This window comes from Streptomyces sp. NPDC014991 (assembly GCF_043080665.1).
In the GTDB taxonomy this organism is placed as follows: Bacteria; Actinomycetota; Actinomycetes; order Streptomycetales; family Streptomycetaceae; genus Streptomyces.
The window spans coordinates 712,620-737,802 of sequence record NZ_JBIBVY010000001.1 but is presented as its reverse complement, the minus strand read 5'-3'; the positions used below and the strand labels follow the sequence as shown (position 1 = coordinate 737,802).

General features: G+C 71.0%; 26 protein-coding genes, 2 tRNA genes and 1 pseudogene. 19 read left to right on the top strand and 10 right to left on the bottom strand.

Going from position 1 to position 25,183, the window contains the following annotated elements; all coding sequences use genetic code 11:
* Positions 1-4: 4 nt before the first annotated feature.
* The 5 genes and pseudogenes from ACF1BE_RS03325 to ACF1BE_RS03305 form a co-directional block, all read right to left on the bottom strand.
* Positions 5-1,360, bottom strand: a complete 1,356-nt coding sequence (locus tag ACF1BE_RS03325) for an LLM class flavin-dependent oxidoreductase (RefSeq protein WP_392197255.1) — start codon at positions 1,358-1,360, stop codon at positions 5-7.
* Entirely contained in the window at positions 1,357-2,091 is a 735-nt protein-coding gene (locus tag ACF1BE_RS03320; protein WP_392197254.1) for an ABC transporter ATP-binding protein, read from the bottom strand. Before ACF1BE_RS03320 ends, ACF1BE_RS03325 begins: the two co-directional genes overlap by 4 nt.
* Positions 2,067-2,906: an ABC transporter permease gene (locus ACF1BE_RS03315; protein ID WP_392197405.1), complete on the bottom strand. Its 840-nt coding sequence runs from the start codon at positions 2,904-2,906 to the stop codon at positions 2,067-2,069. Before ACF1BE_RS03315 ends, ACF1BE_RS03320 begins: the two co-directional genes overlap by 25 nt.
* A 5-nt stretch (positions 2,907-2,911) precedes the next feature.
* Positions 2,912-3,955, bottom strand: a complete 1,044-nt coding sequence (locus ACF1BE_RS03310) for an ABC transporter substrate-binding protein (RefSeq protein ID WP_392197253.1) — start codon at positions 3,953-3,955, stop codon at positions 2,912-2,914.
* 204 nt (positions 3,956-4,159) lie between these two features.
* Positions 4,160-5,358, bottom strand: a pseudogene (locus tag ACF1BE_RS03305) (ROK family protein).
* 447 nt (positions 5,359-5,805) lie between these two features.
* Here ACF1BE_RS03305 and ACF1BE_RS03300 point away from each other — a divergent pair.
* Entirely contained in the window at positions 5,806-6,387 is a 582-nt protein-coding gene (locus ACF1BE_RS03300) for a biotin transporter BioY (protein ID WP_392197252.1), read from the top strand.
* A gap of 75 nt (positions 6,388-6,462) precedes the next feature.
* Here the strand turns inward: ACF1BE_RS03300 and ACF1BE_RS03295 are convergent, their stop codons facing one another.
* Positions 6,463-7,881, bottom strand: coding sequence for an amino acid permease (locus tag ACF1BE_RS03295; RefSeq protein ID WP_392197251.1), 1,419 nt, complete (start codon positions 7,879-7,881; stop codon positions 6,463-6,465).
* A gap of 216 nt (positions 7,882-8,097) precedes the next feature.
* Here ACF1BE_RS03295 and ACF1BE_RS03290 point away from each other — a divergent pair, with 216 nt between their 5' ends.
* Complete coding sequence (locus ACF1BE_RS03290) at positions 8,098-8,586, top strand: ribose-5-phosphate isomerase (RefSeq protein ID WP_392197250.1); 489 nt, start codon at positions 8,098-8,100, stop codon at positions 8,584-8,586.
* A 52-nt stretch (positions 8,587-8,638) separates the two neighbouring features.
* Positions 8,639-9,448, top strand: a complete 810-nt coding sequence (locus ACF1BE_RS03285) for an Fpg/Nei family DNA glycosylase (protein WP_392197249.1) — start codon at positions 8,639-8,641, stop codon at positions 9,446-9,448.
* A gap of 71 nt (positions 9,449-9,519) precedes the next feature.
* On the opposite strand, the gene ACF1BE_RS03280 is transcribed toward ACF1BE_RS03285, so the two are convergent.
* The gene (locus tag ACF1BE_RS03280) at positions 9,520-10,761 is read right to left on the bottom strand and encodes a GNAT family N-acetyltransferase (protein WP_392197248.1); all 1,242 of its coding nucleotides are present in this window, start codon (positions 10,759-10,761) and stop codon (positions 9,520-9,522) included.
* Positions 10,762-10,922: 161 nt separating this feature from the next.
* Here ACF1BE_RS03280 and ACF1BE_RS03275 point away from each other — a divergent pair, with 161 nt between their 5' ends.
* Both ACF1BE_RS03275 and ACF1BE_RS03270 read left to right on the top strand, forming a co-directional pair.
* Complete coding sequence (locus ACF1BE_RS03275; protein WP_392197247.1) at positions 10,923-12,095, top strand: PP2C family protein-serine/threonine phosphatase; 1,173 nt, start codon at positions 10,923-10,925, stop codon at positions 12,093-12,095.
* A 49-nt stretch (positions 12,096-12,144) separates the two neighbouring features.
* The gene (locus ACF1BE_RS03270) at positions 12,145-12,651 is read left to right on the top strand and encodes an HD domain-containing protein (RefSeq protein ID WP_392197246.1); all 507 of its coding nucleotides are present in this window, start codon (positions 12,145-12,147) and stop codon (positions 12,649-12,651) included.
* 32 nt (positions 12,652-12,683) lie between these two features.
* Here ACF1BE_RS03270 and ACF1BE_RS03265 read toward each other — a convergent pair whose 3' ends face one another.
* Positions 12,684-13,862: an acyltransferase family protein gene (locus ACF1BE_RS03265; protein ID WP_392197245.1), complete on the bottom strand. Its 1,179-nt coding sequence runs from the start codon at positions 13,860-13,862 to the stop codon at positions 12,684-12,686.
* A 438-nt stretch (positions 13,863-14,300) separates the two neighbouring features.
* Here ACF1BE_RS03265 and ACF1BE_RS03260 point away from each other — a divergent pair, with 438 nt between their 5' ends.
* Both ACF1BE_RS03260 and ACF1BE_RS03255 read left to right on the top strand, forming a co-directional pair.
* Positions 14,301-14,495 carry a hypothetical protein gene (locus ACF1BE_RS03260; protein WP_392197244.1) on the top strand — a complete coding sequence of 65 codons (195 nt, stop codon included), beginning with the start codon at positions 14,301-14,303 and terminating at the stop codon, positions 14,493-14,495.
* 728 nt (positions 14,496-15,223) lie between these two features.
* Positions 15,224-15,730: a hypothetical protein gene (locus tag ACF1BE_RS03255; protein ID WP_392197243.1), complete on the top strand. Its 507-nt coding sequence runs from the start codon at positions 15,224-15,226 to the stop codon at positions 15,728-15,730.
* Positions 15,731-16,205: 475 nt separating this feature from the next.
* Here the strand turns inward: ACF1BE_RS03255 and ACF1BE_RS03250 are convergent, their stop codons facing one another.
* The gene (locus ACF1BE_RS03250; RefSeq protein WP_392197242.1) at positions 16,206-16,964 is read right to left on the bottom strand and encodes a GntR family transcriptional regulator; all 759 of its coding nucleotides are present in this window, start codon (positions 16,962-16,964) and stop codon (positions 16,206-16,208) included.
* 187 nt (positions 16,965-17,151) lie between these two features.
* On the opposite strand from ACF1BE_RS03250, the gene ACF1BE_RS03245 reads away from it, so the two are divergent.
* The 10 genes from ACF1BE_RS03245 (at position 17,152) to ACF1BE_RS03200 (ending at position 23,208) form a co-directional block, all read left to right on the top strand.
* On the top strand, positions 17,152-17,481 hold the full coding sequence (locus ACF1BE_RS03245; protein WP_392197241.1) for a hypothetical protein: 330 nt from the start codon (positions 17,152-17,154) through the stop codon (positions 17,479-17,481).
* 2 nt (positions 17,482-17,483) lie between these two features.
* Positions 17,484-18,824: an FtsK/SpoIIIE domain-containing protein gene (locus tag ACF1BE_RS03240; protein WP_392197240.1), complete on the top strand. Its 1,341-nt coding sequence runs from the start codon at positions 17,484-17,486 to the stop codon at positions 18,822-18,824.
* Positions 18,825-18,834: 10 nt separating this feature from the next.
* The gene (locus ACF1BE_RS03235; RefSeq protein ID WP_392197239.1) at positions 18,835-19,497 is read left to right on the top strand and encodes a DUF2637 domain-containing protein; all 663 of its coding nucleotides are present in this window, start codon (positions 18,835-18,837) and stop codon (positions 19,495-19,497) included.
* A 20-nt stretch (positions 19,498-19,517) separates the two neighbouring features.
* A complete protein-coding gene (locus tag ACF1BE_RS03230) occupies positions 19,518-19,703 on the top strand; it encodes a mobile element transfer protein (protein ID WP_392197238.1) in 186 nt (61 codons plus the stop codon).
* A gap of 15 nt (positions 19,704-19,718) precedes the next feature.
* Positions 19,719-20,015: a SpdD protein gene (locus ACF1BE_RS03225; protein ID WP_392197237.1), complete on the top strand. Its 297-nt coding sequence runs from the start codon at positions 19,719-19,721 to the stop codon at positions 20,013-20,015.
* 1 nt (position 20,016) lies between these two features.
* A complete protein-coding gene (locus ACF1BE_RS03220; RefSeq protein WP_392197236.1) occupies positions 20,017-20,202 on the top strand; it encodes a hypothetical protein in 186 nt (61 codons plus the stop codon).
* A 92-nt stretch (positions 20,203-20,294) separates the two neighbouring features.
* Positions 20,295-20,477: a hypothetical protein gene (locus tag ACF1BE_RS03215; RefSeq protein WP_392197235.1), complete on the top strand. Its 183-nt coding sequence runs from the start codon at positions 20,295-20,297 to the stop codon at positions 20,475-20,477.
* A gap of 4 nt (positions 20,478-20,481) precedes the next feature.
* Positions 20,482-21,876: a replication initiator protein RepSA gene (gene repSA / locus ACF1BE_RS03210; protein WP_392197234.1), complete on the top strand. Its 1,395-nt coding sequence runs from the start codon at positions 20,482-20,484 to the stop codon at positions 21,874-21,876.
* Entirely contained in the window at positions 21,869-22,075 is a 207-nt protein-coding gene (locus ACF1BE_RS03205) for a helix-turn-helix domain-containing protein (RefSeq protein WP_392197233.1), read from the top strand. The genes repSA and ACF1BE_RS03205 overlap by 8 nt, the downstream gene beginning before the upstream one ends.
* Positions 22,075-23,208 carry a tyrosine-type recombinase/integrase gene (locus ACF1BE_RS03200; RefSeq protein ID WP_392197232.1) on the top strand — a complete coding sequence of 378 codons (1,134 nt, stop codon included), beginning with the start codon at positions 22,075-22,077 and terminating at the stop codon, positions 23,206-23,208. The genes ACF1BE_RS03205 and ACF1BE_RS03200 overlap by 1 nt, the downstream gene beginning before the upstream one ends.
* Before the next feature lie 69 nt (positions 23,209-23,277).
* Here ACF1BE_RS03200 and ACF1BE_RS03195 read toward each other — a convergent pair.
* A tRNA-Gly gene (locus tag ACF1BE_RS03195) sits at positions 23,278-23,348 on the bottom strand.
* Positions 23,349-23,510: 162 nt separating this feature from the next.
* On the opposite strand from ACF1BE_RS03195, the gene ACF1BE_RS03190 reads away from it, so the two are divergent.
* Positions 23,511-23,587, top strand: a tRNA-Pro gene (locus ACF1BE_RS03190).
* A gap of 181 nt (positions 23,588-23,768) precedes the next feature.
* On the top strand, positions 23,769-25,175 hold the full coding sequence (tig, locus tag ACF1BE_RS03185) for a trigger factor (protein ID WP_392197231.1): 1,407 nt from the start codon (positions 23,769-23,771) through the stop codon (positions 25,173-25,175).
* Positions 25,176-25,183 lie beyond the last annotated feature (8 nt).

Sequence of the window (25,183 nt, the reverse complement as noted above, 5' to 3'; positions counted from 1 at the left end):
CCTTTCAGACGAGCGCGGGAGCGGGGGAGGATGCGGGGGTCACGTACTGGTTGGCGGGGCGGGGCAGGCCGTAGCGCTCCCGCAGGGTCTGCCGGGGGCCGTACGAGGTGCGCAGCAGGCCCCGGGCGCGCAGGATCGGCACGACGTGCTCGACGAACGCCTCCAGCCCGGAGGGCAGCACGGCCGGCATGATGTTGAAGCCGTCGGCGGCGCCCTCGGTGAACCAGGTCCCGATCTGATCGGCGACCTGCTCGGGCGTCCCGGCGAAGGTGAGGTGCCCGCGCCCGCCGCCGAGCCGGCCGATCAGCTGCCGGACGGTGAGCCTTTCGCGCCGGGCCAGTTCCACGACGAGCGTGTAGCGGCTCTTGGCGCCCTCGACGGCCGACTCGGGCGGCAGGTCGGCCGGCAGCCGGGCGTCCAGCTCCAGCGTGCCGGGCTCCAGCTGGAGCAGGCTCTCCAGCCGGGCCACTCCGTGGTCGTACACGATGTGGTCCTCGAGGACCTGCTCGTTCGCCCGCGCCTCCGCCTGCGTCGACCCGAGGACGGGGACGATCCCCGGCAGCACCTTCAGCCGCTCCGGGTCGCGTCCGGCCCGTCGGGTGAGCGCCTTGAGGTCGCGGTAGAAGGCCTGCGCGTCGGAGAGGGTCTGCTGGGCGGTGAACACGGCCTCCGCGTACCGGGCGGCGAACGCCTTGCCGTCCTGGGAGGAGCCCGCCTGGACCAGCAGCGGGTAACCCTGCGGGCTGCGCGGGACGTTGAGGGCGCCGGCGACGCTGAAGAACGTCCCCCGGTGCAGGGGCGGGTGGATTCTGCTGTCGTCGCCCCAGACACCGGCCGCCTTGTCGGCGACGACCGCGTCGTCCTCCCAGCTGTCCCACAGCTTCAGGGCCACCTCGAGGAACTCGGCGGCACGGGCGTACCGCTCGGCGTGCGCGGGCTCGTGCTCCAGGCCGAAGTTGCGGGCGGCCTCCGCGCCGGCGGTGGTCACGATGTTCCAGCCGGCCCGGCCGCCGCTGATGATGTCCAGCGAGGCGAACCTGCGGGCCAGGTTGTAGGGGGAGTTGTACGAGGTGGAGGCGGTGGCGATCAGTCCGATGTGCTCGGTGGCCGTCGCCAGCGCGGTCAGCAGGGTGAGCGGTTCCAGCGCGCCGGCCGGCCGCTGGGCGAGGTTGCTCCACAGCTGGGGGCCGTCGGCGAGGAACAGGGAGTCGAACGTGCCGCGTTCGGCGATCCGCGCCAGGCCGACGTAGTGGTCGAGGTCGACGTGCGCGTACGGGTCGCTCTCCGGCAGCCGCCAGGACGCCTCGTGGTGACCGGTGTTCATCAGGAACGCGTTCAGGTGGAGCTGTCTCGTGGTCACTGGTGGTCCTCCGTGACACCCAGGGCGGCCAGCAGCCGCTCGCGGTACTCCCCCAGCACCGGCTCCCGGTAGGAGCGCGGGTGGGGACGGTCGATGGTCAGGTCGAGGCCGATCCGGCCCCCGTCCAGGACGAGGACCCGGTCGGCGAGCACGATCGCCTCGTCGACGTCGTGGGTGACGAGCAGCACGGAGGGCCGGTGGCGCTTCCACAGCTCGCGCAGCAGATGGTGCATCCGGATCCGGGTGAGCGCGTCCAGGGCGCCGAACGGCTCGTCCGCCAGCAGCAGTTCGGGCTCGCGGACCAGGGAGCGGGCGAGTGCGGCCCGCTGGGCCTCACCGCCGGACAGCTGGCCCGGCCAGGACCGCTCGCGGCCCTTCAGCCCGACCTCCGCCAGCGCCGCCCGGCCGCGTTCCCCGGCGTCCTTGCCGTCCAGGCCGAGCAGGACGTTGTCCAGCACCCGGCGCCAGGGCAGCAGCCGGGAGTCCTGGAACACCACCGAGACCCGCTCGGGCGCGGTGAGCTGCCCGCTGCCGGCCACCCCGTGGTCCAGGCCGGCCACCGCCCGCAGCAGGGTGGACTTGCCGGAGCCGCTGTGCCCGAGCAGGGCCGTGAACTGGCCGGCGGGCAGGTCGAGGTCGATGCCGTCGAGGACGGTACGGCCCTCGAACGACCGGGTCAGGCCCCTCAGCCGGACGGCGGGACGGGTCAGTTGCTCAGTGTGCGGCGCCACGACAGCACCCTCCGTTCGATCAGACGGACCACGCTGTCGGAGACGAGGCCGAAGACGCCGTAGATCAGCAGGCCGACCAGGATGACGTCGGTCTGGCCGTAGTTCTGCGCCTGGAACATCAGGTAGCCGAGCCCGTTGGTGGCGTTGATCTGCTCCAGCACCACCAGGCCCAGCCAGGAGCCGGTCACCCCGAGCCGGAGTCCCACGAAGAATCCGGGCAGCGCGCCGGGGACGACCACCTGGCGGACGAAGGCGAGCCGCGACAGACCCTGCACCTCGGCGAGTTCGACGAAGCGGCTGTCGATGCCGGACAGCGCGGCGTGCGTGTTCAAGTAGATCGGGACGTAGACGACGATCGCGATGATGGCGATCTTGAACGTCTCCCCGATGCCCAGCCAGAGGATGAACAGCGGAATCAGCCCGAGGGTGGGGATCGCCCGGTTGAGCTGCACGGTGCCGTCGATCAGCGCCTCCCCGGTCCGGCTGAGGCCGGCGGCGAGGGCGAGCAGCACCCCGGCGGTCAGCCCGATCACGAAGCCGTAGCCGGCCCGTTCCAGGGAGGTCAGCACATCGGTGGGCAGCGTGCCGTCGGTCCACAGACGGCCGGCCGTCCTCAGGACGGTCCAGGGTGCGGGGACGGCGCCCGGGTCGAGCTGCCCGGCGGCCGAGGCGCCGGCCCACAGCGCGAGCACCACCAGCGGTCCGGTCAGCCGGGCGGCGGGCAGCCGGCGGCCGGGGGAGAGGCGGCGGCGCCTGCGGACCTGGGGGAGTTCCCCGGCCGCTGTCGCCGGCGGCGCGGTCGTCGTCGTGGTCACCGTGGTCACCTCCGGTACTCCTCGGGTACGGCCTTGGCGGCGATGGACTCGAAGCGGTGGTCGAAGAGGGAGGACACGTCGAACTTCTTCACGAAGCCGCCCTCGGCGAGCAGGTCGGCGGTCTCCTGCTCCCACTTGACGGCCTCGTCCCAGCCGGCCGGGAAGAGTGGCTTGTTGGCGAGGGCGGTGATGGACCTGGCCTGGTCGAGGCTGAGGTTCTGCGTCTTGACGAAGAACTCCTCGTTCCACACGTCCGGGTGCTCGTACTGCCACACCTGGCCCCTGGCCCACTCGGGGATGTAGGCGGCGATCGCGGCGGCCTTCGCCGGGTCGTCCAGCACGGACTGCGGGGCCCAGAGCAGGTTGAGCAGGTCGACGACGTCGGTCTTGATGGCGTGGGCGCCCTTGCCGCCGTACTGCTTCAGGTACGCCGGCGCCTGGTTGTTGGCGAGCGGGGCGATGTCGACCTGGCCGGACTGGAGGGCGGTCAGGAACTGGTTGCTGGTCAGCGGGACCAGATGCACGTCGTCGTACTTCAGGCCCGCCTGTTTGAGCGCCCGCAGCAGGACGACCCCCTGGGCCTGTCCCTGGGAGAAGGCGAGCCGCTTGCCCCGGAAGTCCGCCACCGTGCGGATGTCGCTGCCCGGCCTGGTGGCGAAGAGGTAGTTGGGCTTGCGGGTGAGGTCGACCGCGACGATCTTCGCGTCGAAACCCTGGTAGTGCGCCTGGATCGGCGGGATCCCCGCGTTGTTGGCGAGGTCCAGGGACCTGGCGCGGAAGGCGTTGATCACGTCCGGGCCCGCACCGATGTTCACCCAGCTCGACACCGTGAACGGCAGCCGGGGCAGCTTCGCCAGCCGGAACTGCAACTGCTGCACGTTCTGGTACGAGGCGATCTTCAGGCTGGTGCCGGCCGGAACCCTGCGGGCGAGCGGCTTCGTGGCCGCGCCCTTGGTGGCGGCGGTGGCCTTGCCGTCGGCGCAGCCGCTGAGACCCGCCACGGCGGCGGACGCGCCGAGCAGGGAGGTGAGAAGGACACGACGGTGCATGGGAGCACTCCCTGGGAGGGGAAAAAGGAAAGGCAGGAGGAATTCCGGGAGGGGAAGCCGGAAGAAAAGAACTCACGCAACGGAAACACGCGCTTCATGCGCGGCAATGTGTCAGCAACAGAAGGTGCGACAGCTCGTCTGCGGGTCCATGACCAGGATGTTCCCGGTCATGGACTGCCTCTGTCAACATTCCGAGTTTCTGAATTAAATATCCTCAGGTGACGCACCCAGCGGATCCCGGAACAAAACGTCCAGCGCCACCGAACCGCCCGCCGTCGCCAGCACATGGTCCGGGAAACTCGTCGGCAGGACGTGCGCCGAACGTGCCGTTCCCACCGCCTCCCGCAACGCGTCGAGGCAGCCCTCGACGTGCATGACCCCGACCTCGGTCACCACGACCGTCTCCGGGTTCAGCACGTCGAGCAGCAGCCCGGCGCCCACCCGGTCGTCCGCGACCGCTCCACCAGCAGCCGCCGGGCCACCGCGTCCCCCGCCGTCGCCGCGGCCACCACGTGCATCGGATTGGCCGAGTCGGTCACCCCGGCCGCCCGCGCCCGCCGGCACAGCGTCCGCTCGCTCAGCTCCGCCTGGAGGCAGCCGGTACCGCCGCAGGCGCACGGCTCGGTGCCGCCCGGCACCGGCAGATGGCCGATCGCCCCGGCCGCCGAACGCGGCCCGTGGTGCACCTCGTCGTTGGTGGCGAACGCCGCGTCCACCACGTTGCCCACGAACAGGTGCAGCACGCTGCGGCTGCCCCGGGCCCGCCCGAGCAGCCGCTCCCCGTTCACCAACGCCCGCGCGTGACCGTCGACATGGACCGGCAGTCCGGTGCGGGCGCCGAGCAGCTCCCGCACCGGCACGTCCCGCCAGCCCAGCAGCTCGTGCTCGACCACGGTGCCCGTCTCCCGGTCCACCCAGCCGCCGACCGCCACCCCCACCGCCAGCGGGCGCCGGCCCGGCACCCCGGCGAGCAGCGCCGCGAGCCCCTCGGCGGCCCGCGCCAGCACCCGCCCGGGATCGGTGCGTTCGTGCTTCAGCTCCCGCCGGGCCACCACCCGGCCGCGCAGGTCGAGCAGGGCGACCGTGGTGTACGGCACGGCCACGTGCACCCCGGCGACCAGGAAACGGGCGTCGTCCAGGTCGACGGGGACGTGCGGCCGGCCGACCCCGCCCGAGCGGCGGGGCGCGGCCGACTCGCGGAGCAGGCCGAGACCGGTGAGCCGGGCGCAGTGCTCGGTCACCGACGCGGGCGACAGGCCGGTCAGCCGGGCGATGGTGCTGCGCGCCACCGGGCCGTGCTCCAGGACGGAGCGCAGCACGACACTGGCGCTGGTGCGCCGCCGGTCGCTGTCGGCGGCACGCGGAACGGGGGAGACAAGGGTGGATGCCGCGGTGCGGGGCATGGAGAACCGCCTCTGGAACGGGGCCGACACGTCACGGAGGACAGGGGCGTGCCGCGGCCCGCCCCTACCCGGGACGGCGACAGGTGGCCGTGCCCTGGCGTCGCAGGTCGACATAGCGACGCGAGGTGAGGTACCGGGCCTGGGCAACCATGCGTGCGAAGCTAGCAAAACGCCTTCGCGCTGCCCAGACTGCGACCGACGGGCGAGACGGACACCCCAAGAGCTTTTGGTGGGTCCCTACAGTCGCCCGCCAGGCCGTGCGAGTGAGCGGAGCGTCTCTGCCTCAGTGACCGGTATCACGCCCGCACAGGTGTCGGCGGCCTCCTTTGTGCGAAGCACACCAAGTCGCCGTTCCTCCCTTTGTCGAGCGCCGACGGTGATCGGCGCGCGGGCGCTGGGATAGCGTCGCGGTGTCCCGACATGTCCACACCACCTCGCGGAGTCCCCATGAGCACCGCCACCGCCACCGCCCGCCCCGGCGCAGTCCTCGCCGACCTGCTCCCCGCGTCCCGCGTCCGCGACGCGGCCCTCGTCCTCGGCGGTGCCGCGCTCACCGGCCTCGCGGCCCAGCTGTCGGTCCAGGTGCCCGGCTCCCCGGTGCCGGTGACGGGCCAGACCTTCGCCGCACTGCTCGTCGGCACCACGCTCGGCGCCCGCCGCGGCTTCCTCTCCCTCGCCCTGTACGCGCTCGCCGGAGTGGCCGGCGTGCCGTGGTTCGCGCAGGGTGCCTCCGGCGCGGGCATGGTCTCCTTCGGCTACGTCCTCGGCATGCTGCTGGCCTCCGCCCTGGTCGGCGCCCTGGCCCGCCGTGGCGCCGACCGCTCCCCGCTGCGCATGGCCGGCACGATGATCCTCGGCGAGGCCGTCATCTACGCGGTCGGCGTGCCGTACCTGGCCCTGGCCGCCCACATGTCCGCGTCCCAGGCGGTCGCGGCCGGCCTCACTCCCTTCCTGATCGGCGACGCCCTCAAGGCGGCCCTGGCGATGGGCGCGCTGCCGACGGCCTGGAAGCTCGCCGGCGAGCGCTGAGGCGCCCGGAACGCGGCAGGGCCGCACCACCCGACGGATGCCGGGGGGTGCGGCCCTGCCGCTCGTGGTGCCGGGTCAGCCGACGGACACCTTGTCGGCCGGCGCCTCGGCCGCCGCGGGCGCGCGGCGCGCGGCGAGCCGCTCCTTCACCAGGGCGATCACCAGCACCACCGCCGCGACCAGCAGCGACAGCAGCACGGTCTCGCGGCCGTCGTGCTCCGTGTCGAACAGCATGTAGACCAGGACGCCCACGATCAGCGTGGCCGTCGCCCAGGTCAGGTACGGGTACAGCCACATCCGCACGACGAGCTTCTCCGGCGCCTCCCGCTGGATGATCTTGCGCATCCGCAGCTGCGAGAAGCAGATGACCAGCCACACGAACAGGGCCACCGCGCCGGACGAGTTGACCAGGAAGAGGAAGATCTTGTCCGGGGACAGGTAGTTGAAGAAGACGGCGACGAAGCCGAACACGACCGAGGCGAGGATCGCCGTCATCGGCACGCCCCGGCCGTTGACCCGCGCGAACGCCTTCGGGGCGTCACCCCGCTCGCCGAGCGAGAAGGCCATCCGGGAGGCCGTGTAGAGGCCGGAGTTGAGACAGGACAGCACCGAGGTCAGCACGATGACGTTCATGATCTCGCCGGCGTGCGCGATGCCCAGCGAGTTCAGGGCGGCGACGTAGGAGCCGTCCTTCGCGATGGAGGCGTCGTCCCAGGGCAGCAGCGCGACCACGATGAGGATCGAGCCGAGGTAGAAGACGCCGATCCGCCAGATGATGCTGTTGGTCGACTTGGTGACCGCGCGCTGCGGGTCCTCGGACTCACCGGCCGCCAGGGTCGCGATCTCGCTGCCCATGAAGGAGAAGACGACCAGCAGGACGCCCGTGAGGATCGCGCCGGGGCCGTGTGGCAGGAAGCCGCCGTGCGAGGTGAGGTTGCCGAAGGAGGCCTTGTCGGCGTGGACGCCCGGCAGCACGCCGAACACGGCGAGCAGACCGATGACGATGAACGCGCCGATCGCCACGACCTTGATGCCGGCGAACCAGAACTCGAACTCGCCGTAGGAGCCGACGGAGACCAGGTTGGTCGCGGTCAGCACGGTCATCACGATGAGTGCCCAGCCCCACTGCGGGACGTTCGGCACCCAGCCTTCGAGGATCTTCGCGCCGGCGGTCGCCTCGACGGCGAGCACGACGACCCAGAAGAACCAGTACAGCCAGCCGATGGAGAACCCGGCCCAGCGGCCCAGCGCACGGTCGGCGTGCGCGGAGAACGAGCCGGAGGTCGGATTGGCGGCGGACATCTCTCCGAGCATGCGCATCACCAGCACGACGAGCGTGCCGACGAGGGCGTACGACAGGAGGATGCCGGGTCCCGCGGTGGCGATACCGGAACTGGAACCGACGAAGAGGCCGGCTCCGATGACGCCACCGATCGCGATCATCGTCAGATGGCGGTTCTTGAGTCCTGCTTGGAGGCCCGAACCAGGGGTCATGGACGGATTTCCTTTGCGCCAGGTGGAGCTGCCCGTACGAGCGGTGTACGAGTCGGTCCAGTGAATCTGAGGCCAACCAAATCGGGAACCTCTGAATCCGGATTGTTACTTGAGGTTTCCTTGAGGTTCTATGGTGCCCCTCACATCTCGCGGCCCCGCCCGGACGCCCCGGCACCCGGGGCTGCTGCCCTGGAACAGGCGTGTCACACTCGTGGCATGCGCGTGTACCTCGGCTCCGACCATGCGGGCTACGAACTCAAGAACCACCTCGTCGAGTGGCTGAAGGCCGCCGGGCACGAGCCCGTCGACTGCGGGCCCCACCTCTACGACGCACAGGACGACTACCCGCCGTTCTGCCTGCGTGCCGCGGAGAAGGCGGCGGCCGACCCGGACGCCCTCGGTGTCGTGATCGGCGGCTCCGGCAACGGCGAGCAGATCGCCGCCAACAAGGTCAAGGGTGTGCGCGCCGCGCTGGCCTGGAGCGAGGAGACGGCGGCCCTCGGCCGCCAGCACAACGACGCCAACGTGGTGGCCGTGGGCGCGCGCATGCACAGCACCGAGGAGGCGACCAGGTTCGTCGAGATCTTCCTCGCCACCCCGTTCTCCGGCGACGAGCGCCACATCCGCCGCATCGACATGCTGGCGGCGTACGAGACCACGGGCGACCTCCCGCCGATCCCCGCCCACCACCCGCAGCAGGACTGAGGGCTCCCCCGGGGAGCAGGCGGGAACCGCAGGAGGGGAAGGAACGGCGACCGTGCCAGAGGGGCACACGATCCACCGGCTGGCGCAGGACTACGCCGCCCGCTTCCTGGGCACGGCCCCGCGGGTCACCAGCCCCCAGGGCAAGTTCTCCGACGCCGCCGCCCTCCTGGACCGCACCGGGCTGACCGCCACCGAAGCCCACGGCAAGCACCTCTTCCTGGGCTTCCGGGACGCCGACTGGGTCCACATCCACCTCGGCCTCTTCGGAAAGGTCGGCTTCGGTGACGGTCCCGCGCCCCCGCCGGCGGACACCGTCCGCCTCCGGCTGGCGCACGACACGGCGTACGTCGACCTGCGCGGCCCCACCACCTGCTCCCTGATCACGGACGCCGAGAAGAGGGCCGTCCACGGCCGGCTCGGCCCCGACCCGCTCCGCGAGGGCGCCGACCCGGGCGCCGCGTACCGGCGGATCTCCCGCAGCCGCACGACGATCGCCGCGCTGCTCATGGACCAGAAGGTGGTCGCCGGCGTCGGCAACGTCTACCGCGCCGAGGTCCTCTTCCGGCACGGCATCGACCCCTACCGGGCCGGCCGGGACATCACCCCGGCCGAGTGGGACACCCTCTGGGCCGACCTGGCCGCGCTGATGCGCGAGGGGGTGCGGAACAACCGGATCGACACCGTCCGCCCGGAGCACACCCCCGGGGCGATGGGCCGCCCGCCCCGCGTGGACGACCACGGCGGTGAGGTGTACGTCTACCGCCGCGCCACCCTGCCCTGCCACGTCTGCGGCGCGGAGATCCGCACCGCCGGCCTCGCCGCCCGCAACCTCTTCTGGTGCCCCGGCTGCCAGCGACGGTGACCGGGCAGCCGGACCGGGCAGCCGTACGCCGGCCACGGGCCACCGCCGGGCCGAACGCGGCGCCGGTGACGTCAGAAACCGTGCGGCAGCCAGGGGGCCACCGCTGAGCCGAACGCCACCGACGCCTCCGCCAGCGCCCCCGGCCGCAGCTCCCGCACCCGCCCGGCCGCCGCCAGCGACAGCAGGCTCACCCCGCCGAGATAGGCCGCGCCCAGCTCCCGTACGGACAGGGAGAGATCAGCCGCGTCGGCCGTCCGCTCGCAGGCCGCGCCCTTCGCGTCGCCCGTCAGCCGCCAACGCCCCGTGTTCCACGGGCAGAAGGCGTCCTCCACCTCGAACACGACGTCCACCGGCGCCAGATAGGTGCGCGCCGACAGGGCCGGGCCCACGTCCACCAGCCGCACGTAGGCGTCGTCACCCAGCCGCGGCCTGCAGCGGCGGGTGTCGGAGACCAGGAACCGCCAGGCGTCGTCCACCGGCCGCGACCGCACCGACAGCGTCGTCATCAGGTCGATGCCGAACAGGAAACGCCACAACGCGGCCTCGGTCACGGGATCGAGCGCGGCCAGGGCCCTCAGGTGCACCGTGCCGTCGGCACCGCTCTCGCTCCAGCCGCTCCGGGTGTGGAAGCGGACGTAACCGCTGGTCCTGCCGTCCCGCTCGGCGACCACGCACCGCAGCGCCGACCCGCCCTCGCGCCCGCTCTCCGGGTCGAGCAGACCGGCCCGCTCCCAGCCGGGCCGCCGGACCAGCATGCCGGGCCGCCGCGGCACCAGGGCCGCGTACACGGCCTCGCAGGCGTCCAGGACTTCGGCCGGGTCCGCGTACCGCAGCCGCACCTCGTCGGCACCGGCGGGCACGGCCACCGTCACCCGGCTCGTGTCGATCTCCGCGCCGACCCGGAAGGTCGCCGCGCCGTATCCGAAACGGCCGTAGATGGCCGGCTCCGAAGCGGTCAGCACCGCCACCGGCTCGCCCAGCGCGCGGACGTCGTCCAGCTGGCGGCGCATCATCGAGGTCAGCACCCCGCGCCGGCGGTGGGTGGCCGCCACGCCCACCATCGTCACCCCGGCCGCCGCAACCGCGGCTCCGCCCGGCACGGTCATCCGGAAGCTGAACGCCCCCGCCGTGCCGACGACCTCGTCCCCGTCCCAGACGGCGAGCGAGCGGTCGAACTCGGTCACGGAGCGGTTCAGGGCCCGCTCCTCGGCCGGCGCCGGCCCCGAACCGAAGGACCGGTACAAGGCGTCGTACCACCGGTCCCACTCGTCCTCGCGCAGCACCCTCGGCCCTGTCCCGCGGTCAGTCCCCATGCGCCATGCCTATCAGGGCGTCAGGAGACGGGCCAGCGAATATCCTCCGGGCACACACCGGCACACGCCACGCGGCAGGACGGCGAAGCGGAGCCTCGCACGGGGGACAAGTGGGACCTCCCGTGCCAAGCGGCCGGTCCGCTGGATAGGGTCCCGGACTAATGGCAGCAGGACGAGCGCGGCGCGCGAAGGCCGAGACGTTCACGGCCCGGTGGAAGATGCAGTGGCACCGGGCCCGCGTCGGGCTGCGCAGAAGCGCCGTGGACTACTTCCGCGGCGACGGCTCCGACTGGATCGCCTTCGCCGGACTGCTGCTGACCGTCCCCCTCCTCGCGGCCGTCACCCTGGTCGACTCGGTGTGGTGCTCACCGGCCACCCTGGTGCTGCCCATCGTCGCGGGCGGCCTGCTGCTGCGCCCGGCCAGCCTGCTCGGCCTGTACGCGGCGGCGGCCACCGCCCTGATCGTGGAGTCGGTACGGCTCGGCCCGTACACCGAGGGACCCTCCCGGGTCACCCCCGGCATAGTCCTGGTGGTCGCCGCGTGCGGCTTCTTCGGACTGCTCACCGCGCAGTTCCGCAGCCGGGTCGGCGTGCCCTGGCGGCGCGGCGGCACCATGCTGTTCGACCTGCGCGAGCGGATCCGCGTGCAGAGCAAGCTGCCCGAGCTGCCGCGGGGCTGGCACCACGAGATGGCGCTGCGCCCGGCCGGCGGCCAGTCCTTCTCCGGCGACTTCGTCGTCGCGGCCCGCACGAACGGCGGCCGGACCCTGGAGGTCGTGCTCACGGACGTGTCCGGCAAGGGCATGGACGCCGGCTCGCGCGCCCTGCTGCTGTCCGGCGCCTTCGGCGGTCTCCTCGGCTCCCTGCCCCCGCACGCCTTCCTCCCGGCCGCCAACGGCTATCTCCTGCGCCAGGACTGGGAGGAGGGCTTCGCCACCTCCATCCACCTCGTCCTGGACCTGGACTCCGGGGACTACGAGCTGTACTCCGCCGGCCATCCGCCGGGGCTCCAGCTCAGCGCGGGCAGCGGACGCTGGGAGGAGAAGGTCGCCGAGGGACCCCTGCTCGGTGTGTACGACGGCGCCCAGTTCGACCCCGTCAAGGGCTCGCTGCGACCCGGAGACGTGCTGATGCTGTTCACGGACGGCCTGGTGGAGACCTCCGAACGGGACATCGTGGAGGGCATCGACCGGCTCACCGGCGAGGCCGACCGCTATGTCGCCGGCGGCTTCCACGGCGCCGCCTGGCACCTCATCGAGGCGGTCGCCAAGGACGTCAACGACGACCGGGCGCTGCTGCTGATCTGCCACGAGGCCTCGGCGAGCGCCCGCTGAGCCCCCGCCCCGGCACCGCCGCGTGCGGGCCCCGGGGGACACTGGGGCCATGACCCAGCTCACGCCGGCCGAGGTCGAGGCCCTCGCGCGCACCGCCCACCAGGGGCAGACCGACAAGGCGGGGCGGCCGTACGCCGAACACCTCGCGGCCGTCGCCGAGGGCGTACGCGCCCGCGGCGGCGACCCGGAACAGATCGCGGCGGCCTGGCTGCACGACGCCGTGGAGGACGACGCGCTGAGCGAGGAGTGGCTGGCGCACGCCGCGCTGTCCCCGCGGACCAAGGCGATCGTGCGCGCCCTCACCAGGCGGCCGGGAGAGCCGCCGGAGGCCTACGCCCGCCGCATCCTCACCACCCCGGGCGCGCGGCTGGTGAAGGAGGCCGACCTGGCGCACAACGCCGACCCGCGCCGCCTCGCGGCCCTCGACGGGCCGACCCGCGCACGGCTGACCGCGAAGTACGCCCGGATGCGCGCCCTTCTCGGCCCGGATCCCCGGCCGGAAGCCGGGGCCGGACCGGAAGCGGAACGCGAAACGGAGCCGCAAGCGGAGCGGTGAGCGGGCCCGGGGCGGAGCGGGGGAGAACCCGGTCAGACGCTGACCGTCTCGCGCTGGTTCTGCCGCTCGCGGGCCTGCGCCGCCGCGTCCTGCCGGAACGCCCACTCCAGCCTCGGCTCCATGGCGAAGCGGAACAGGCGCCGCACGGGCCGGGTGCACAGCACCGTGACGACGGCACCGGCGAGCAGGGTCACCGCGATCTCACCGAGCGGACGGTGCAGCCAGGGCTGCTCGAACCAGCCGCGGTAGTCGCCGAGCTTCACCAGGAAGCCGTGCAGCAGATAGCCGTACAGGGTGCCCGCGCCGAGCGCGGTGAACCACGTCGTCCGGCTCGGCACCCAGGCGAAGAAGCAGGCCGTCAGCACCAGCGAGCAGCCCATCAGCGCGAGTGTCATCACCGGGCCGCACCACCACGGGGCGCCGAGCTCCTGCGCGGCGTCACGGTGGTAGAACCAGGCGGTGTTCATCCGCGGCACCGCCCACCAGCCGACCGCCAGCGCCGCCGCGAACACCGGCACCGAGGCGATCCGCACCCCACGGCGGCGCACCAGGTGGAAGTGCTCCGGCTTCATGCACAGGCCGAGCACGAAGTAGGGCAGGAACTGGAGGACGCGCTGGAGGTCGAGGTCGTCACCGATGGCCGGGGAGACGGTGGCCAGCATGGCGAGGCCGAGGGCCACCGGCAGCGGCCAGCGCACCAGCTTCCAGATGGGAGTGGTCAGCCGCCAGACGAACAGGGCGACCAGGAACCAGGTGAGGTACCAGGGGTCGAGGAGGGTGATCTCCTCGTGGGAGCCGGTGACGAGGTTCTTGAAGAGCGGGTACGCCGACTCGAACAGGACGTACGGCACGACGACCCCGGTGATCAGCCGCTTCAGCCGGTCGGGGCGCATGTCGAAACCGCGCGAGAAGAAGCCGGAGATGATGATGAACGCCGGCATGTGGAAGGAGTACACGACGGTGTACACGGCCTCCAGGATGCGGCTGTCGCCCTTCAGCGGCTCCCAGGCGTGCCCCATCGCGACGAGCACGATGGCCAGGTACTTGGCGTTGTCGAAGAACGCGTCCCGCTGCCGGCCGGGTCTGTCCGTCCGTGTCCGCCGCTCCTGCGCGCTCACCGGGGTACGCGGGCCGGGCACTCCGTCCGCCGGCGGCTGTGCCGGGGGGAGTGGCCTGCGGTTCTGGCCGTGGGACGAGGCGGCGTCAAACATCTCAGGCACCCTAGCGTCGTCTGCGGCATTCCGTAAAACGCCCGCAGTCATTCCTGGTTATCGCCTCCGGGTACCCACAGATTCGCGGAACGTGCCACCCCTGTCCACGTGATGGCGCGCCGGGGGATGCCGGTTGTTGACCCGTGATGTCCCGATTCATGCCGACTAATTGGGGCATACGCGGCCCCGGCGTCCCCAATTCGAATTACCTGCGCACGGGATGTGTGGACACGGAAACGAAGTCGGTTAATTCCGCGGGGAGTCGCGCGCCCGGGCCGCTCGAATTGCCGTGCGCGACGTCGCCGGCGGCGGTCCGCCGTCCGACGTTCTGTCACACGCCGCATAAGGAGGCCGGGTTGGTGGCACGATGGTCCTGGCGGGGGTGCGTGGCCGTACCTCCGGGCCGGGAGAGCGGACCGACCGAGGATGGGATCAGTTGTGGCCATTTCACTGTCCGTGGTGCTGCTGTTGGCGATCATCCTCGTGGTGCTGATCCGAGGGGGGAACATCAAGGCCGGCCCCGCCGTCGTCGCGATCCTCTTCGGCTTCTTCCTGGCCTCGACCGGCATGGCGCCGTCCATCAGCCGGTTCCTGAACTCGATAGCGGAGTCGATCAACTCGATCAGATTCTGACCCGCCGGGCCCCGCGGAGTCGCCCGGACCGCGAAAGCGATCGGGAATCGAACCCCGGTTCGGAAGATCGCGTACGTGGGTGGACGCTGACCGGGCGGGAGGGTGACCTGCGCGCTCCGAGGGTGCTCGCCGCCGATCCCCGGCGCCGCCGCCGGCGGCCGATCGGTCGGGGCACGCGGGGCCGTGCCCGCCGGGGTCGTCCGTAGCCCCGAGCGGCAGCCAGGGCGCGGGGAAGGACGTCCAGTCGCCCATGGGTGCGATCTCAGGAGATCCTCGGGGGCCGGCACGGGTGCCGGCGAGCGCACCGCACCTGACCCGCCGTGTCCCTTCACGCCGGCCCCGAAGGGACACGCGGGGGACGTGAGGGGGCACGGCCCCGGAAAAAGGCGAAGGCCCAGGGAGAGGAAAGCGACCTCTCGCCCGGGCCTTCGGCGCACAGAGCGGGCGACGGGAATCGAACCCGCGTAGCTAGTTTGGAAGATCGCGTAACTGGATGGCGGCTGACCTGCCGAGACGCTGACCTGCGCTGTGCCGGGTGCGGTCGCTGCGGCTCCCCGTTGTTCCCCGTGCGGAACCGCTGGATCGGGCACGTGGAGGGCACGCGTGGTCCTGAGCTTCCTCTCCGGCCGGAGCCTGCGACGGCACGCAGTACTCACACTGTGTGGTGAACCATCGAGTTTGCGCACGCCGCGGACGCGAAGATGGGTACAGCTTGTTGTACTGGTTCGGTGGACGCAGCCCTAGCCACTTTGCTGGTCGGTATCGCCGGTGTCGGTGGGACCGTGACGTCGGGCTACCTGGCACAACGTGCCGCCCAACGTTCACTGGGCTTGGAGCACGAGCGACAGCACCATGAAAACATTCGCGACTGCTACATCGCCATCAATAGCAGAGCGCGCAGTTGCCGTTACGCGCTCGCCGAGTACGTCCAGGCCATGGCGACCAATACCTTGACAGACGAGATCCGCCAGAACGCCGCCACTGCGATGCACGCCCATCGCGCACAGTACGACGAGGCACAGATGGTGGTCTCGGACAGCGTCCTTGCCACAGCACGTAGCGTGAACTACAAGATCAATGTCCTCTATGGGATGCTGCGACGTATTGACTGCGGCGACCTCCGGGAAGGCGACACCATCCAGCAGGCCAAACGTCTACTGAAAGAGCTGTGGACCCCACTGCAGGCCATGCGGGAGGCCATGCGCCTCGACCTCGGCGTGAGCGAGCCGCACTAGGCATCCACTGCTGGCCCGAGCTCCCGTCTTACGAGCTGCACCTTCACCGCCAGCCTCATCCACCACCCACCTCAGCTCCCATCCCGTACGCCGTCGACCCACACACCGTGGAGCGGGCGTGGTTCATGGCGTCCAGGTGGAGCGCGCCACTGTACGAACGACCTGGACGCCATGGGCCGCGTCTGCTCGGCTCTGCCTGGGTCGACGGTGTGCGGGATGGGAGCACCCCGCGCACGCCACTACGGGCCCGCAGTCGGTGGCGGCGCCCCTTCCATCCCGGTGCCGGCCGATCCCCCGCCGGAGGCATCGCCTTGACCGCCGGCCGCCCTATGCGGGATCTACCCTCGGGCCGTTGCTTCGCTGCGGCCCCATGGGCCGACCCCGGCGCCGAAGGCGCAGAGGGGTCGAGCCCAAGGGGCCAGCCCGCGCCTTGCGCGGGCCCTTGATGAGGTAGAGAAACCTGTAACAACCCAGGTCACGCGTCGAAGTCGTACTCCAGGATGTACGAGGCGGCGTCGAGCGTCATCTCGTTGATCTCGACGGGGCGGCCCTCGTCCGCGAACGCGGTACGGCAGATGAGGATGACCGGCGTGCCCGAGGACATGCTCAACTGTGCCGCCTCATCCTTCGACGGCATGCGTGAGCGGATCTCCTCGCGGAAGTGCACTGGCTTGTAGCCGAGTTCGGCAAGCCTGGCGTACGTCCCGCCTGGTCCCGTGTCCTCCTGAGTGATGGCGGATCCGGCAACCACTGACGTGGGCAGATAGCTCGTCGCGAGCAGGACGGGCTTCCCCTCCAAGACGAAGCGCCGGCGCCTCACGCACACCGTCTCGTCGTCGGCCAGGTCCAGAACCGCGCTGATGCGGTCGGGCGCGGCCTCCTCGGACACGGCGACCTGGTCCACCTCGAGCGCGCGGTTCTCGATGTCCGCGGACCAGATGGAACGGCCGCTGCCCCACTGCTGCTGGGAAAGCCGCTGGATGCCTCTGCGCCGAAGGGGGCGGAACGCTCGGACGAACACGCCTGCACCCTTGCGGGCCTCGGCGACGCCTTCGTCTCGGAGCACGCTCAACGCTTGTCGGGCCGTCATGCGGGCCACGCCGTGCGCGGCCATCAGCTCGTTTTCTCCGGGGAGGCGATCACCGGGGCCGTACTCGCCCGACTGGATCGCCTCGCGCAGGGAGTCCGCGATCCGCTGGTACTTCGGCCGACGGTCGTCGTCGGTGTTGGCCATTCCGGAGCCCTCCTCTCTTCTCTAGACAGCCTAGGCCATGGGTATGGCGCTCGCCTCTGCGTGTTGCCGCGATCTTTCAGTCGCAACCTCTCTAGACATCCTGCTTGACATCTCTAGAGATCCGCAGCCAAAGTAGAGATGTCTAGAGAGGTTGCACCGGGCGGCCTCCTGAACGAGGGATGTGCTCATGCCGTCTTTCAAGATCGACACGTCGACCGCTGTGGTGTTCGTGGCGACCGCGCCGGCGCCGAAGCTGGCGAACGCCAAGACCGGTGAGCGGGCGATGGACCGGGAGACCGGTGCCGCGCTGTCGACGGTGGGCCTGCTGGTCTCGGACGAGGGAGAGGGGAACCTCTACCAGGTGACCATCCCGGAGACCGGTGTCCCGGAGGGTCTGGCGCCGGGGATGCCGGTGCGGGTGGTCGGCCTCAAGGCGCGGGATTGGGAGAACGAGTTCAACGGCCAGAAGCGGCACGGGATCTCGTTCCGCGCGGTCGCGATCACCCCGGTGGCCTGACCATGACCGACGTGTCCATGGTCCTGGAGACCGTTGGATCCCTTGCGGGGGCTGGCGGTCTGGGCTACGCGAGGGTCCGCGCGCCGCGCGTGTACTGGTCGCTGGTCGGGCTGCCGGTCACCTGGGGCCGGTTCACCTTCACCTACCGCTCCACGATGGACGTGTGCGGGCTGACGGTGCAGCCGTCGCGGATGCGGGCCTTCATTGCCCGGAACGTGGCCCGGCGCGAGGTGCTGCCGGTCCCGCCGAAGGTGCGCCGGGTCCGGGGCACGTCGACCGGGCTGCGGGTGACGCTGCGGCTTCCCGCCGGCCTGGAACCGGCCGACCTGATGGCCGCCTCGGAGCGGCTGCGGCATGCCTGGGGCGTGCACTCGGTGACCATCGCCGAGACCAAGCCGGGGTACGTCGAGCTGCGCATGACCGGCTACGACGTACTGCGTCGGGTCCGGCTTCCCCGCGGGGCTCGCCCTGAGGGTCTGGCGGTGCCGGTGGCGCTGCGGGAGGACGGCACGGCTTTCGTCCGGGACTACCGCAAGGTGCCCATGGCGCTGACGCTCGGCGCCAACAGCTCGGGCAAGTCCGTCTATCAGCGGAACCTGATCAAGGGCTTGGCGCGGTTGCCGGTGGCGCTGGTCGGGATCGACTGCAAGCGCGGGGTGGAACACTCCGCCTACGCGCCCCGGCTGTCGGCCCTGGTCACCACCCCGGACGACTCCGCCTCGCTGCTGGATGTGCTGTTGGGGGAGATGGAGTCCCGCTTCGACCTGCTGAGCGCGCACGGGGTCTCGGACATGTGGGACCTGCCCGAGCGCTTACGGCCGGTGCCCGTCGTCGTCCTGGTCGACGAGGTGGCCGAGCTGTTCCTGATCTCCTCGAAGAAGGACGAGGAGCGGCGGGAGCGGATCGTCACCGCGCTGATCCGGCTGGCGCAGATGGCCCGCGCGGTCGGGATCTACCTGGAGGTTTGCGGGCAACGCTTCGGCTCCGAACTGGGCAAGGGTGCCACCATGCTCCGCGCCCAGCTCACCGGCCGCGTCGTGCACCGCGTCAACGACAAGCAGACCGCCGAAATGGGCCTCGCCGACGTTGCCCCGGATGCTGTCGCGGCTGCCAGCCTCATCCCCGCCGAACGCCCCGGCACCGCTGTGGCGGCCGACTCCTCCGGTGGCTGGGCGAAGATCCGCACCCCCCACACGTCCCGCGATGAGGCGAAGGCGGCATGCCGGGACACCGCCCACCTCGTCCCAGACCTTCCCGCCCTGGACCGGTTCCGGCCGCACGTACCCGCCGAAACCCCGGCTTCCGGTCCGTCACTGGTCAAGCCGCGCCCGGTCACGGAGTAGGGGGGTCGCCGTGAATCGCTCGTTGCGCCCTGATGCCGTCCTCGTCCAGGCCGTGATCGCCGGTGCCCTGTCCTTCGCGCACCTGCATGACCTGGCTTCGGCGGCCGGGCAGTCCGGCTGGAAGGCGTGGGCCTATCCGGTCTCGGTCGACCTGTTGTTGGTCGCCGCCTGGCGTCGGCTGCGCGTCGGCCGGGACCAGTCCTCGTGGACCTGGTTCGCCATCGCCCTGGCGGCCTCGCTCGGCGCCAACGTCGCCACTGCCGGACTGCTCGATCTCCAGCAGGTGCCCGCTTGGCTGTGCATCCTCGTCGCCGGTTGGCCCGCCCTTGCCTTCCTCGGTGGCACCCTCCTCGTTCACGCCCCCGCCCCGGCCGCCGTGGAGCCGGAGCCGGACGAAGAACCGTCCGGCCCGGAAGTCGAGGTGCACCGCGTCGACACCCCCAACCCGGTGGCCCCGACCCCGGTCCCAGCGGCGGAACTGACCCTGGCGCCTGTGAAGCCTCCGGCCTCCGCCCCGGCCGTTCCGCCGGCACTGCTCGACCACGCCCGTTCAATCGCCGACGCACACCGCACCAGCACGGGCGAGCAGATCACCGCCGACGCGCTCACCGCCCGGCTCGGCCTGCCCGCCCAGACCTGCCAAGCAATCGCCGCACAACTCCAACTCACCTGACACCGGAAGGAGGTCAGCCAGTGCGCCCGAACCGCTTCTACGACGTGCTCCGCATAGGCCCGGTCAAGGTCGGCACCTACAACAACGGCCGAGGCCAGACCAAGCACACCGCCGCCTGCACCGCCCCCGGCTGCGGCTTCTCCACCGAACACCGCGACCGCTCCGCCGCCGAACTCGCCGCCCGCACCCACCGCTGCAACGCCTGACAGGAGGAAGACGCCGTGTTCACACCGAAGTACCCGCCCCAGGACACCGCCGCCGCCGCGGCACCGGCGGCCGCTCAAGTCCCTGCGGTTCAGGCCCCGGCCCCGGTCGTCCCCGCGCCGGTCTCCCAGCGGCCGGCCATCCAGCTCACCCCCGGCACCGCGCTCGCCCTCGTCGGCGGCGGCACCGCCGTGGTCCTCGTTGTCGGCGCCGTCCTCGTCTCGATGCTCCTCGCGGTCGCCATCACCGGCATGTCCGTCGCCGTGACCGCTGTCGTGCTCCGCTCCCTCCTCAACCAGCAGAAAGGCCACTGACATGGGCATCTTCCGCAAGCGACCCGAGATCGACCTCGACGAGCGAGACCAGCAGATCGAAGAAGGCAAGCGCCGTGGCGCACAGCTCAACCGGGAGATCTACGGGCGGCTGAAGGACGGGACCGCCACGAAGGAAGACAAGCGCATCTGGAACGCCGGACGTAAGCGCGCCGACCGCATCAAGTAACGCCCTCCGGGGCGGCTCTCTCGCCAAAGAACCGCCGCCCCGGACGGCTCCACCTCTTCCAGATCCACCGGACCCGAAAGGGATGCCTCATCATGCCCCAGCCCACCCGGACCACACGCGTCTGCCGCAGTTGCGACGGCTTCGCCACCGCTGCGATCACGACCGGTACCCGGCACCGTGACGGCACCCGCGTGACCCTCCGCGTGACCTGCCCGGCCTGCAAGGGCAGCGGTCACCAGCTGTCCGCCGTCGGTCTCATCGGCGCCCGGGGGTGACCGCGTGACCGATGCCGCCACGATGGCGGGCCTGGACCCGGCCACCCTCGCCGACGTGCTGAGGCTGGCCGGGTCCACCGGCTTCGACCGCATCCAAGAACAGATCCGCCGCACCGGCGGCTGCACGGACCCCATCCGCCTGCAGGGCACCACCGTCACCCGGGACGCGGCCACCGGACACGTCCTGCACTCCTACTCCACCGACACCGAACCCGGCGGCGTCCTCCGCTTGGCCTGCGGCAACCGGCGGGCCTCCCGCTGCCCGGCCTGCGCCTGGACCTACGCGGGCGACACCTACCACCTCATCCGCGCCGGCCTCGTCGGCGACCCCACCAAGGGCACCCCCGAGACCATCCGCGATCACCCCCGCGTGTTTGCCACCCTCACCGCGCCGTCGTTCGGCCCGGTCCACAACCGGCCCGGCAACCGGTCCTGTCGCTGCGGCACTCACCACCAGGAGGACGCACCCGAACTCGGCACACCGCTCGACCCCGAGTCGTACGACTACGCGGGCGCGGTGCTGTGGAACAACCACGCCTCCGACCTGTGGCGCTACTTCACGATCTACCTGCGCCGCGAGATCGCCAAGCGGGCCGGCCTCACCCAGAAAGCCGCGCGTGAGCAGTCCCGGGTCTCCTTCGGCAAGGTCGCCGAGTACCAGAAACGCGGAGCCGTCCACTTCCACGCCGTGATCCGCTTCGACGGCCCCGACGGACCCGACAGCCCCCCACCCGTCTGGGCCACCCTCGACCTGCTCACCGACTCCATCCAGGCCGCCGCCGCCCGCGTCGCCGTCGATGTGCCCCCGGCCGGGGACCAACCCGCCCGCACGCTGCGCTGGGGTACCCAGCTCGACGTCCAGCCGATCGGAGCCTTCGGCCAGGGCGAGGAGATCACCGAACAGGCCGTCGCCTCCTACGTCGCCAAATACGCCACCAAAGCCGCCGAGACCACCGGCACCGTAGACCGCCGCATCGGCAACAAAGAGGCACTGGCCCTCCTCGAGGTGCCCGAGCACCCGGCCCGGCTCATCGCCGCATGCCTCGACCTCCACCCGCTCTACCCGGACCGCAAGTTACGCGACTGGGCCCACATGCTCGGCTTCCGCGGCCACTTCTCCACCAAGTCACGCCGCTACTCCACCACCCTCGGCGCCCTGCGCCAGACCCGCGCCGACTACCGCGCTGCCCAGCAACGTGCCGCCCTCGGCCTGCCTGACCCCGACGTCGAGGAAGCAACCACGCTCACCCTCGCGCACTGGGCCTACGCCGGCCACGGCCACACCCCCGGTGAGTCCTGGCTCGCCGCCAACATCCGCCGGGAGATCGCACAGAACCGCGAGTTGGCCCGGGAGGCACTCGCAGACCTCGACCCGGAAGGGGAGTACGACCATGCATGAGCGGTACCTGAACGTGGACCAGGTCGCCGAACTGCTCGGCACGACCGTGCGGTTCCCCCGTCGGTTGATCGAGGAGCGGCGGATCACCTACGTGAAGGTGGGGCGGCACGTCCGCATCCCGGAGAGTGCCGTTCGGGCGTTCATCGCTGCGAACACCGTGGAGCCGCGCTGTGGTGTCGCCCGGGGGGCGGCTGCCTGATGGCTGGCAAGCGCCGACAGTTCGGCCGCGTTCGCAAGTTGCCCTCCGGTCGCTACCAGGCCCGGTACGTGGGCCCTGACGGCCTTGTGCGATCTGCTCCGGAGACGTTCCGTACCAAGCGTGACGCGGACGACTGGTTGGCCGACAAACAGTCCGAGATGCGCCGTGGGGACTGGCACGACCCAGATGCAGGGAAGGTCCTGTTCAGTGGCTACGCCGCTGCGTGGATCGAGGAACGAGAGTTGACCACGACCACCCGACAGCTCTACCGCTCGCTGCTGCGCCACCACCTGGAGCCGGCGTTCGGGAAGGTCGCGGTTGCGGAGATCTCGCCCCCGCTCGTCCGCCGGTGGCGAGCAGACAAGCTCAACGCGGGGACCGGACCCACGACGGTTGCCAAGGCGTACGCCCTGTTGCGCGCCGTCCTGGGGACCGCGGTGGCTGACCAGATGATCCGGCGCAACCCGTGCACGATCAAGGGAGCCAGCACGGTGCACACCCCGGAGCGGCCGACCGCCACCGTGCAGGAGGTCTACGACCTGGCCGACGCGATCGAGCCCCGCTACCGCGTTCTCGTGCTGATGGCCGGCTTCCTGGGGCTGCGCTGGGGCGAGCTGATCGGGCTGCACCGCCGGGACATCGACCTGGACGCCGGCGCCCTGCGCGTTCGCCGGGCGGTTGCCGAGCTGAACAACGGTGCGCGCGAGATCAAGGCACCCAAGAGCGCGGCAGGCAAGCGCACGGTGTCGATTCCGAACGTCATCGTGCCGGACATTCGTGACCACCTGGAGCGGTACGCAGAAGATGGCGCGGACGGCCGGGTCTTCGTGGGCGTCAAGGGAGCGACGCCGCGCCGGAACCACTTCAACCGGCTGTGGCACAAGGCCTGTGAGAAAGCCGGAATCAAGGGCCTGCACTTCCATGATCTTCGGCACACGGGCAACACCCTCGCCGCATCCACGGGAGCAAGCACGCGGGAGCTGATGGCGCGGATGGGCCATAGCACCGCCCGCGCCGCGCTGATCTATCAGCACGCGAGTGCCGAGCGCGATCGGCTGATCGCCGACGCGCTGAGTGGCCTGCTCGACAGGGGCCGGAAGCCGAAGGGGCACGCGGGGGGCACGGCGGACTGATCGGAGCTTTCTGAAGCGACAAGGGCCAGGTAGAGGAATGATCCTCTGACCTGGCCCTGAGTCGTACAGAGCGGGCGACGGGAATCGAACCCGCGTAGCTAGTTTGGAAGACTAGGGCTCTACCATTGAGCTACGCCCGCAGTGCCGCGCCGCAGGTCGGTGACCTCGGCACTGGAGGCATCGTAGCGGGTCGCCCGCCGCCGAGGCCAACGAGTTGCGCACCCCGGGGTGGCGTGCCCGCCGTACAGGAGAATACGGCCGCTCGGAACCGCCCGGGCATGTACCCTACGTGTCGCACCAGACGGGGTGTGGCGCAGCTTGGTAGCGCGTCCGCTTTGGGAGCGGAAGGCCGTGGGTTCAAATCCCGCCACCCCGACCACCGGCTCATGACGTCGTGATGCCCGCCTTTTGGGGGCGCTGACCGGCTGCGGTTACTATGCAAGCTGCGCGCCCGTGTGTCCCGGCCCACTCGGCCTACGAACTCCTCCGGGCGGCTAGATCCGCCGGGACCAGTCTGGCTCCGGCAGAAACCAAGAAGTCAGCCACAAGGAGACCGAACCGTGAAGAGCGCCGTGGAGACCCTGAACCCGACTCGGGTTCGGCTCACTGTCGAGGTGCCCTTCGAGGAGCTCAAGGACAGCCTCGACGCGGCGTACAAGAAGATCAACCAGCAGGTCACGGTGAAGGGCTTCCGTAAGGGCAAGATCCCGGCCCGCGTGATCGACCAGCGGTTCGGCCGCGGTGCGGTGCTGGAGGAGGCCGTCAACGACGCGCTGCCCAAGTTCTACACCGAGGCGGTCAACGACGCCGAGCTGAACCCGCTGGGCCAGCCCGAGGTCGACATCACCGAGCTGAAGGACGGCGAGACGCTGAACTTCACCGCCGAGGTCGACATCCGCCCGGCCCTGGAGATCCCGGACTACTCCGGTATCGAGGTCGAGGTCGACGCCGTCGAGGTCACCGACGAGGACGTCGAGAAGTCGGTCGAGCAGCTGCGCGAGCGCTTCGCCTCGACCTCCCCGGTCGAGCGTGCCGCCGAGGAGGGTGACGTCGTCACCATCGACCTGGAGGCCAAGGTCGACGGCGAGGTCCTCGAGGACGGCATCGCCAACGGCGTCTCCTACACCATCGGCTCCGGTGAGCTGCTGGAGGGTATCGACGACGCCGTGAAGGGCCTGGAGGCGGGCGGCGAGGCCACCTTCACCTCCGAGCTGAAGGGCGGCTCCGCCGCGGGCAAGGAGGCCGAGGTCACCGTCAAGGTCACCCAGGTCGCCGCCCGCGAGCTTCCCGAGCTGGACGACGAGTTCGCACAGCTCGCCTCGGAGTTCGACACCCTGGAGGAGCTGAGGGCCGACAGCCGTAAGCGCCTCGCCAACATGAAGCAGTTCGACCAGGCCACGCAGGCCCAGGAGCGCGTCCTGGAGAAGCTGCTGGAGCTGGTGGAGGTCCCGGTCCCCGAGAAGCTCCTCGAGGACGAGATCAACACCCGCAAGCACAACCTCGAGCACCACCAGCTCGGCCAGATGGGTCTGACCCTCGACAAGTACCTGGAGATCCAGGGCAAGACCGCCGAGGAGTTCGAGACCGAGACCCGCGAGGCCGCGGTCAAGGGCATCAAGACCCAGTTCGTCCTGGACGAGCTGGTCAAGAAGGAGCAGCTCAACGTCAACCAGGAGGAGCTCACCGAGCACCTCATGCGGCGCGCCGCGTCCTCCGGCATGTCCCCCGACCAGTTCGCCCAGGCCGTCGTCGAGGGCGGCCAGGTGCCGCTTCTGGTCGGCGAGGTCGCCCGCGGCAAGGCCCTGGCCGTCGTGGTCGAGTCCGCCACGGTGAAGGACACCAACGGCGAGGTCGTCGACCTGGACGACGAGGAGGAGACCGAGGAGGCGCCGGCCGAGGCCGGTACCACCGAGGCCGCCACCGAGGAGAAGGCCGACGAGAAGACCGACGAGAACACCGAGGGCTGAAGTCCGCG

What these genes read in the sequence shown, in the direction of transcription:
- ACF1BE_RS03310 (WP_392197253.1), bottom strand. Translation starts at nt 3,955, where the DNA reads ATGCACCGTCGTGTCCTTCTCACCTCCCTGCTCGGCGCGTCCGCCGCC.
- ACF1BE_RS03300 (WP_392197252.1), top strand. Translation starts at nt 5,806, where the DNA reads ATGAGCACCGCCACCGCCACCGCCCGCCCCGGCGCAGTCCTCGCCGAC.
- ACF1BE_RS03295 (WP_392197251.1), bottom strand. Translation starts at nt 7,881, where the DNA reads ATGACCCCTGGTTCGGGCCTCCAAGCAGGACTCAAGAACCGCCATCTG.
- ACF1BE_RS03290 (WP_392197250.1), top strand. Translation starts at nt 8,098, where the DNA reads ATGCGCGTGTACCTCGGCTCCGACCATGCGGGCTACGAACTCAAGAAC.
- ACF1BE_RS03280 (WP_392197248.1), bottom strand. Translation starts at nt 10,761, where the DNA reads ATGGGGACTGACCGCGGGACAGGGCCGAGGGTGCTGCGCGAGGACGAG.
- ACF1BE_RS03275 (WP_392197247.1), top strand. Translation starts at nt 10,923, where the DNA reads ATGGCAGCAGGACGAGCGCGGCGCGCGAAGGCCGAGACGTTCACGGCC.
- ACF1BE_RS03270 (WP_392197246.1), top strand. Translation starts at nt 12,145, where the DNA reads ATGACCCAGCTCACGCCGGCCGAGGTCGAGGCCCTCGCGCGCACCGCC.
- ACF1BE_RS03265 (WP_392197245.1), bottom strand. Translation starts at nt 13,862, where the DNA reads ATGTTTGACGCCGCCTCGTCCCACGGCCAGAACCGCAGGCCACTCCCC.
- ACF1BE_RS03250 (WP_392197242.1), bottom strand. Translation starts at nt 16,964, where the DNA reads ATGGCCAACACCGACGACGACCGTCGGCCGAAGTACCAGCGGATCGCG.
- ACF1BE_RS03245 (WP_392197241.1), top strand. Translation starts at nt 17,152, where the DNA reads ATGCCGTCTTTCAAGATCGACACGTCGACCGCTGTGGTGTTCGTGGCG.
- ACF1BE_RS03240 (WP_392197240.1), top strand. Translation starts at nt 17,484, where the DNA reads ATGACCGACGTGTCCATGGTCCTGGAGACCGTTGGATCCCTTGCGGGG.
- ACF1BE_RS03220 (WP_392197236.1), top strand. Translation starts at nt 20,017, where the DNA reads ATGGGCATCTTCCGCAAGCGACCCGAGATCGACCTCGACGAGCGAGAC.
- ACF1BE_RS03215 (WP_392197235.1), top strand. Translation starts at nt 20,295, where the DNA reads ATGCCCCAGCCCACCCGGACCACACGCGTCTGCCGCAGTTGCGACGGC.
- ACF1BE_RS03205 (WP_392197233.1), top strand. Translation starts at nt 21,869, where the DNA reads ATGCATGAGCGGTACCTGAACGTGGACCAGGTCGCCGAACTGCTCGGC.
- ACF1BE_RS03200 (WP_392197232.1), top strand. Translation starts at nt 22,075, where the DNA reads ATGGCTGGCAAGCGCCGACAGTTCGGCCGCGTTCGCAAGTTGCCCTCC.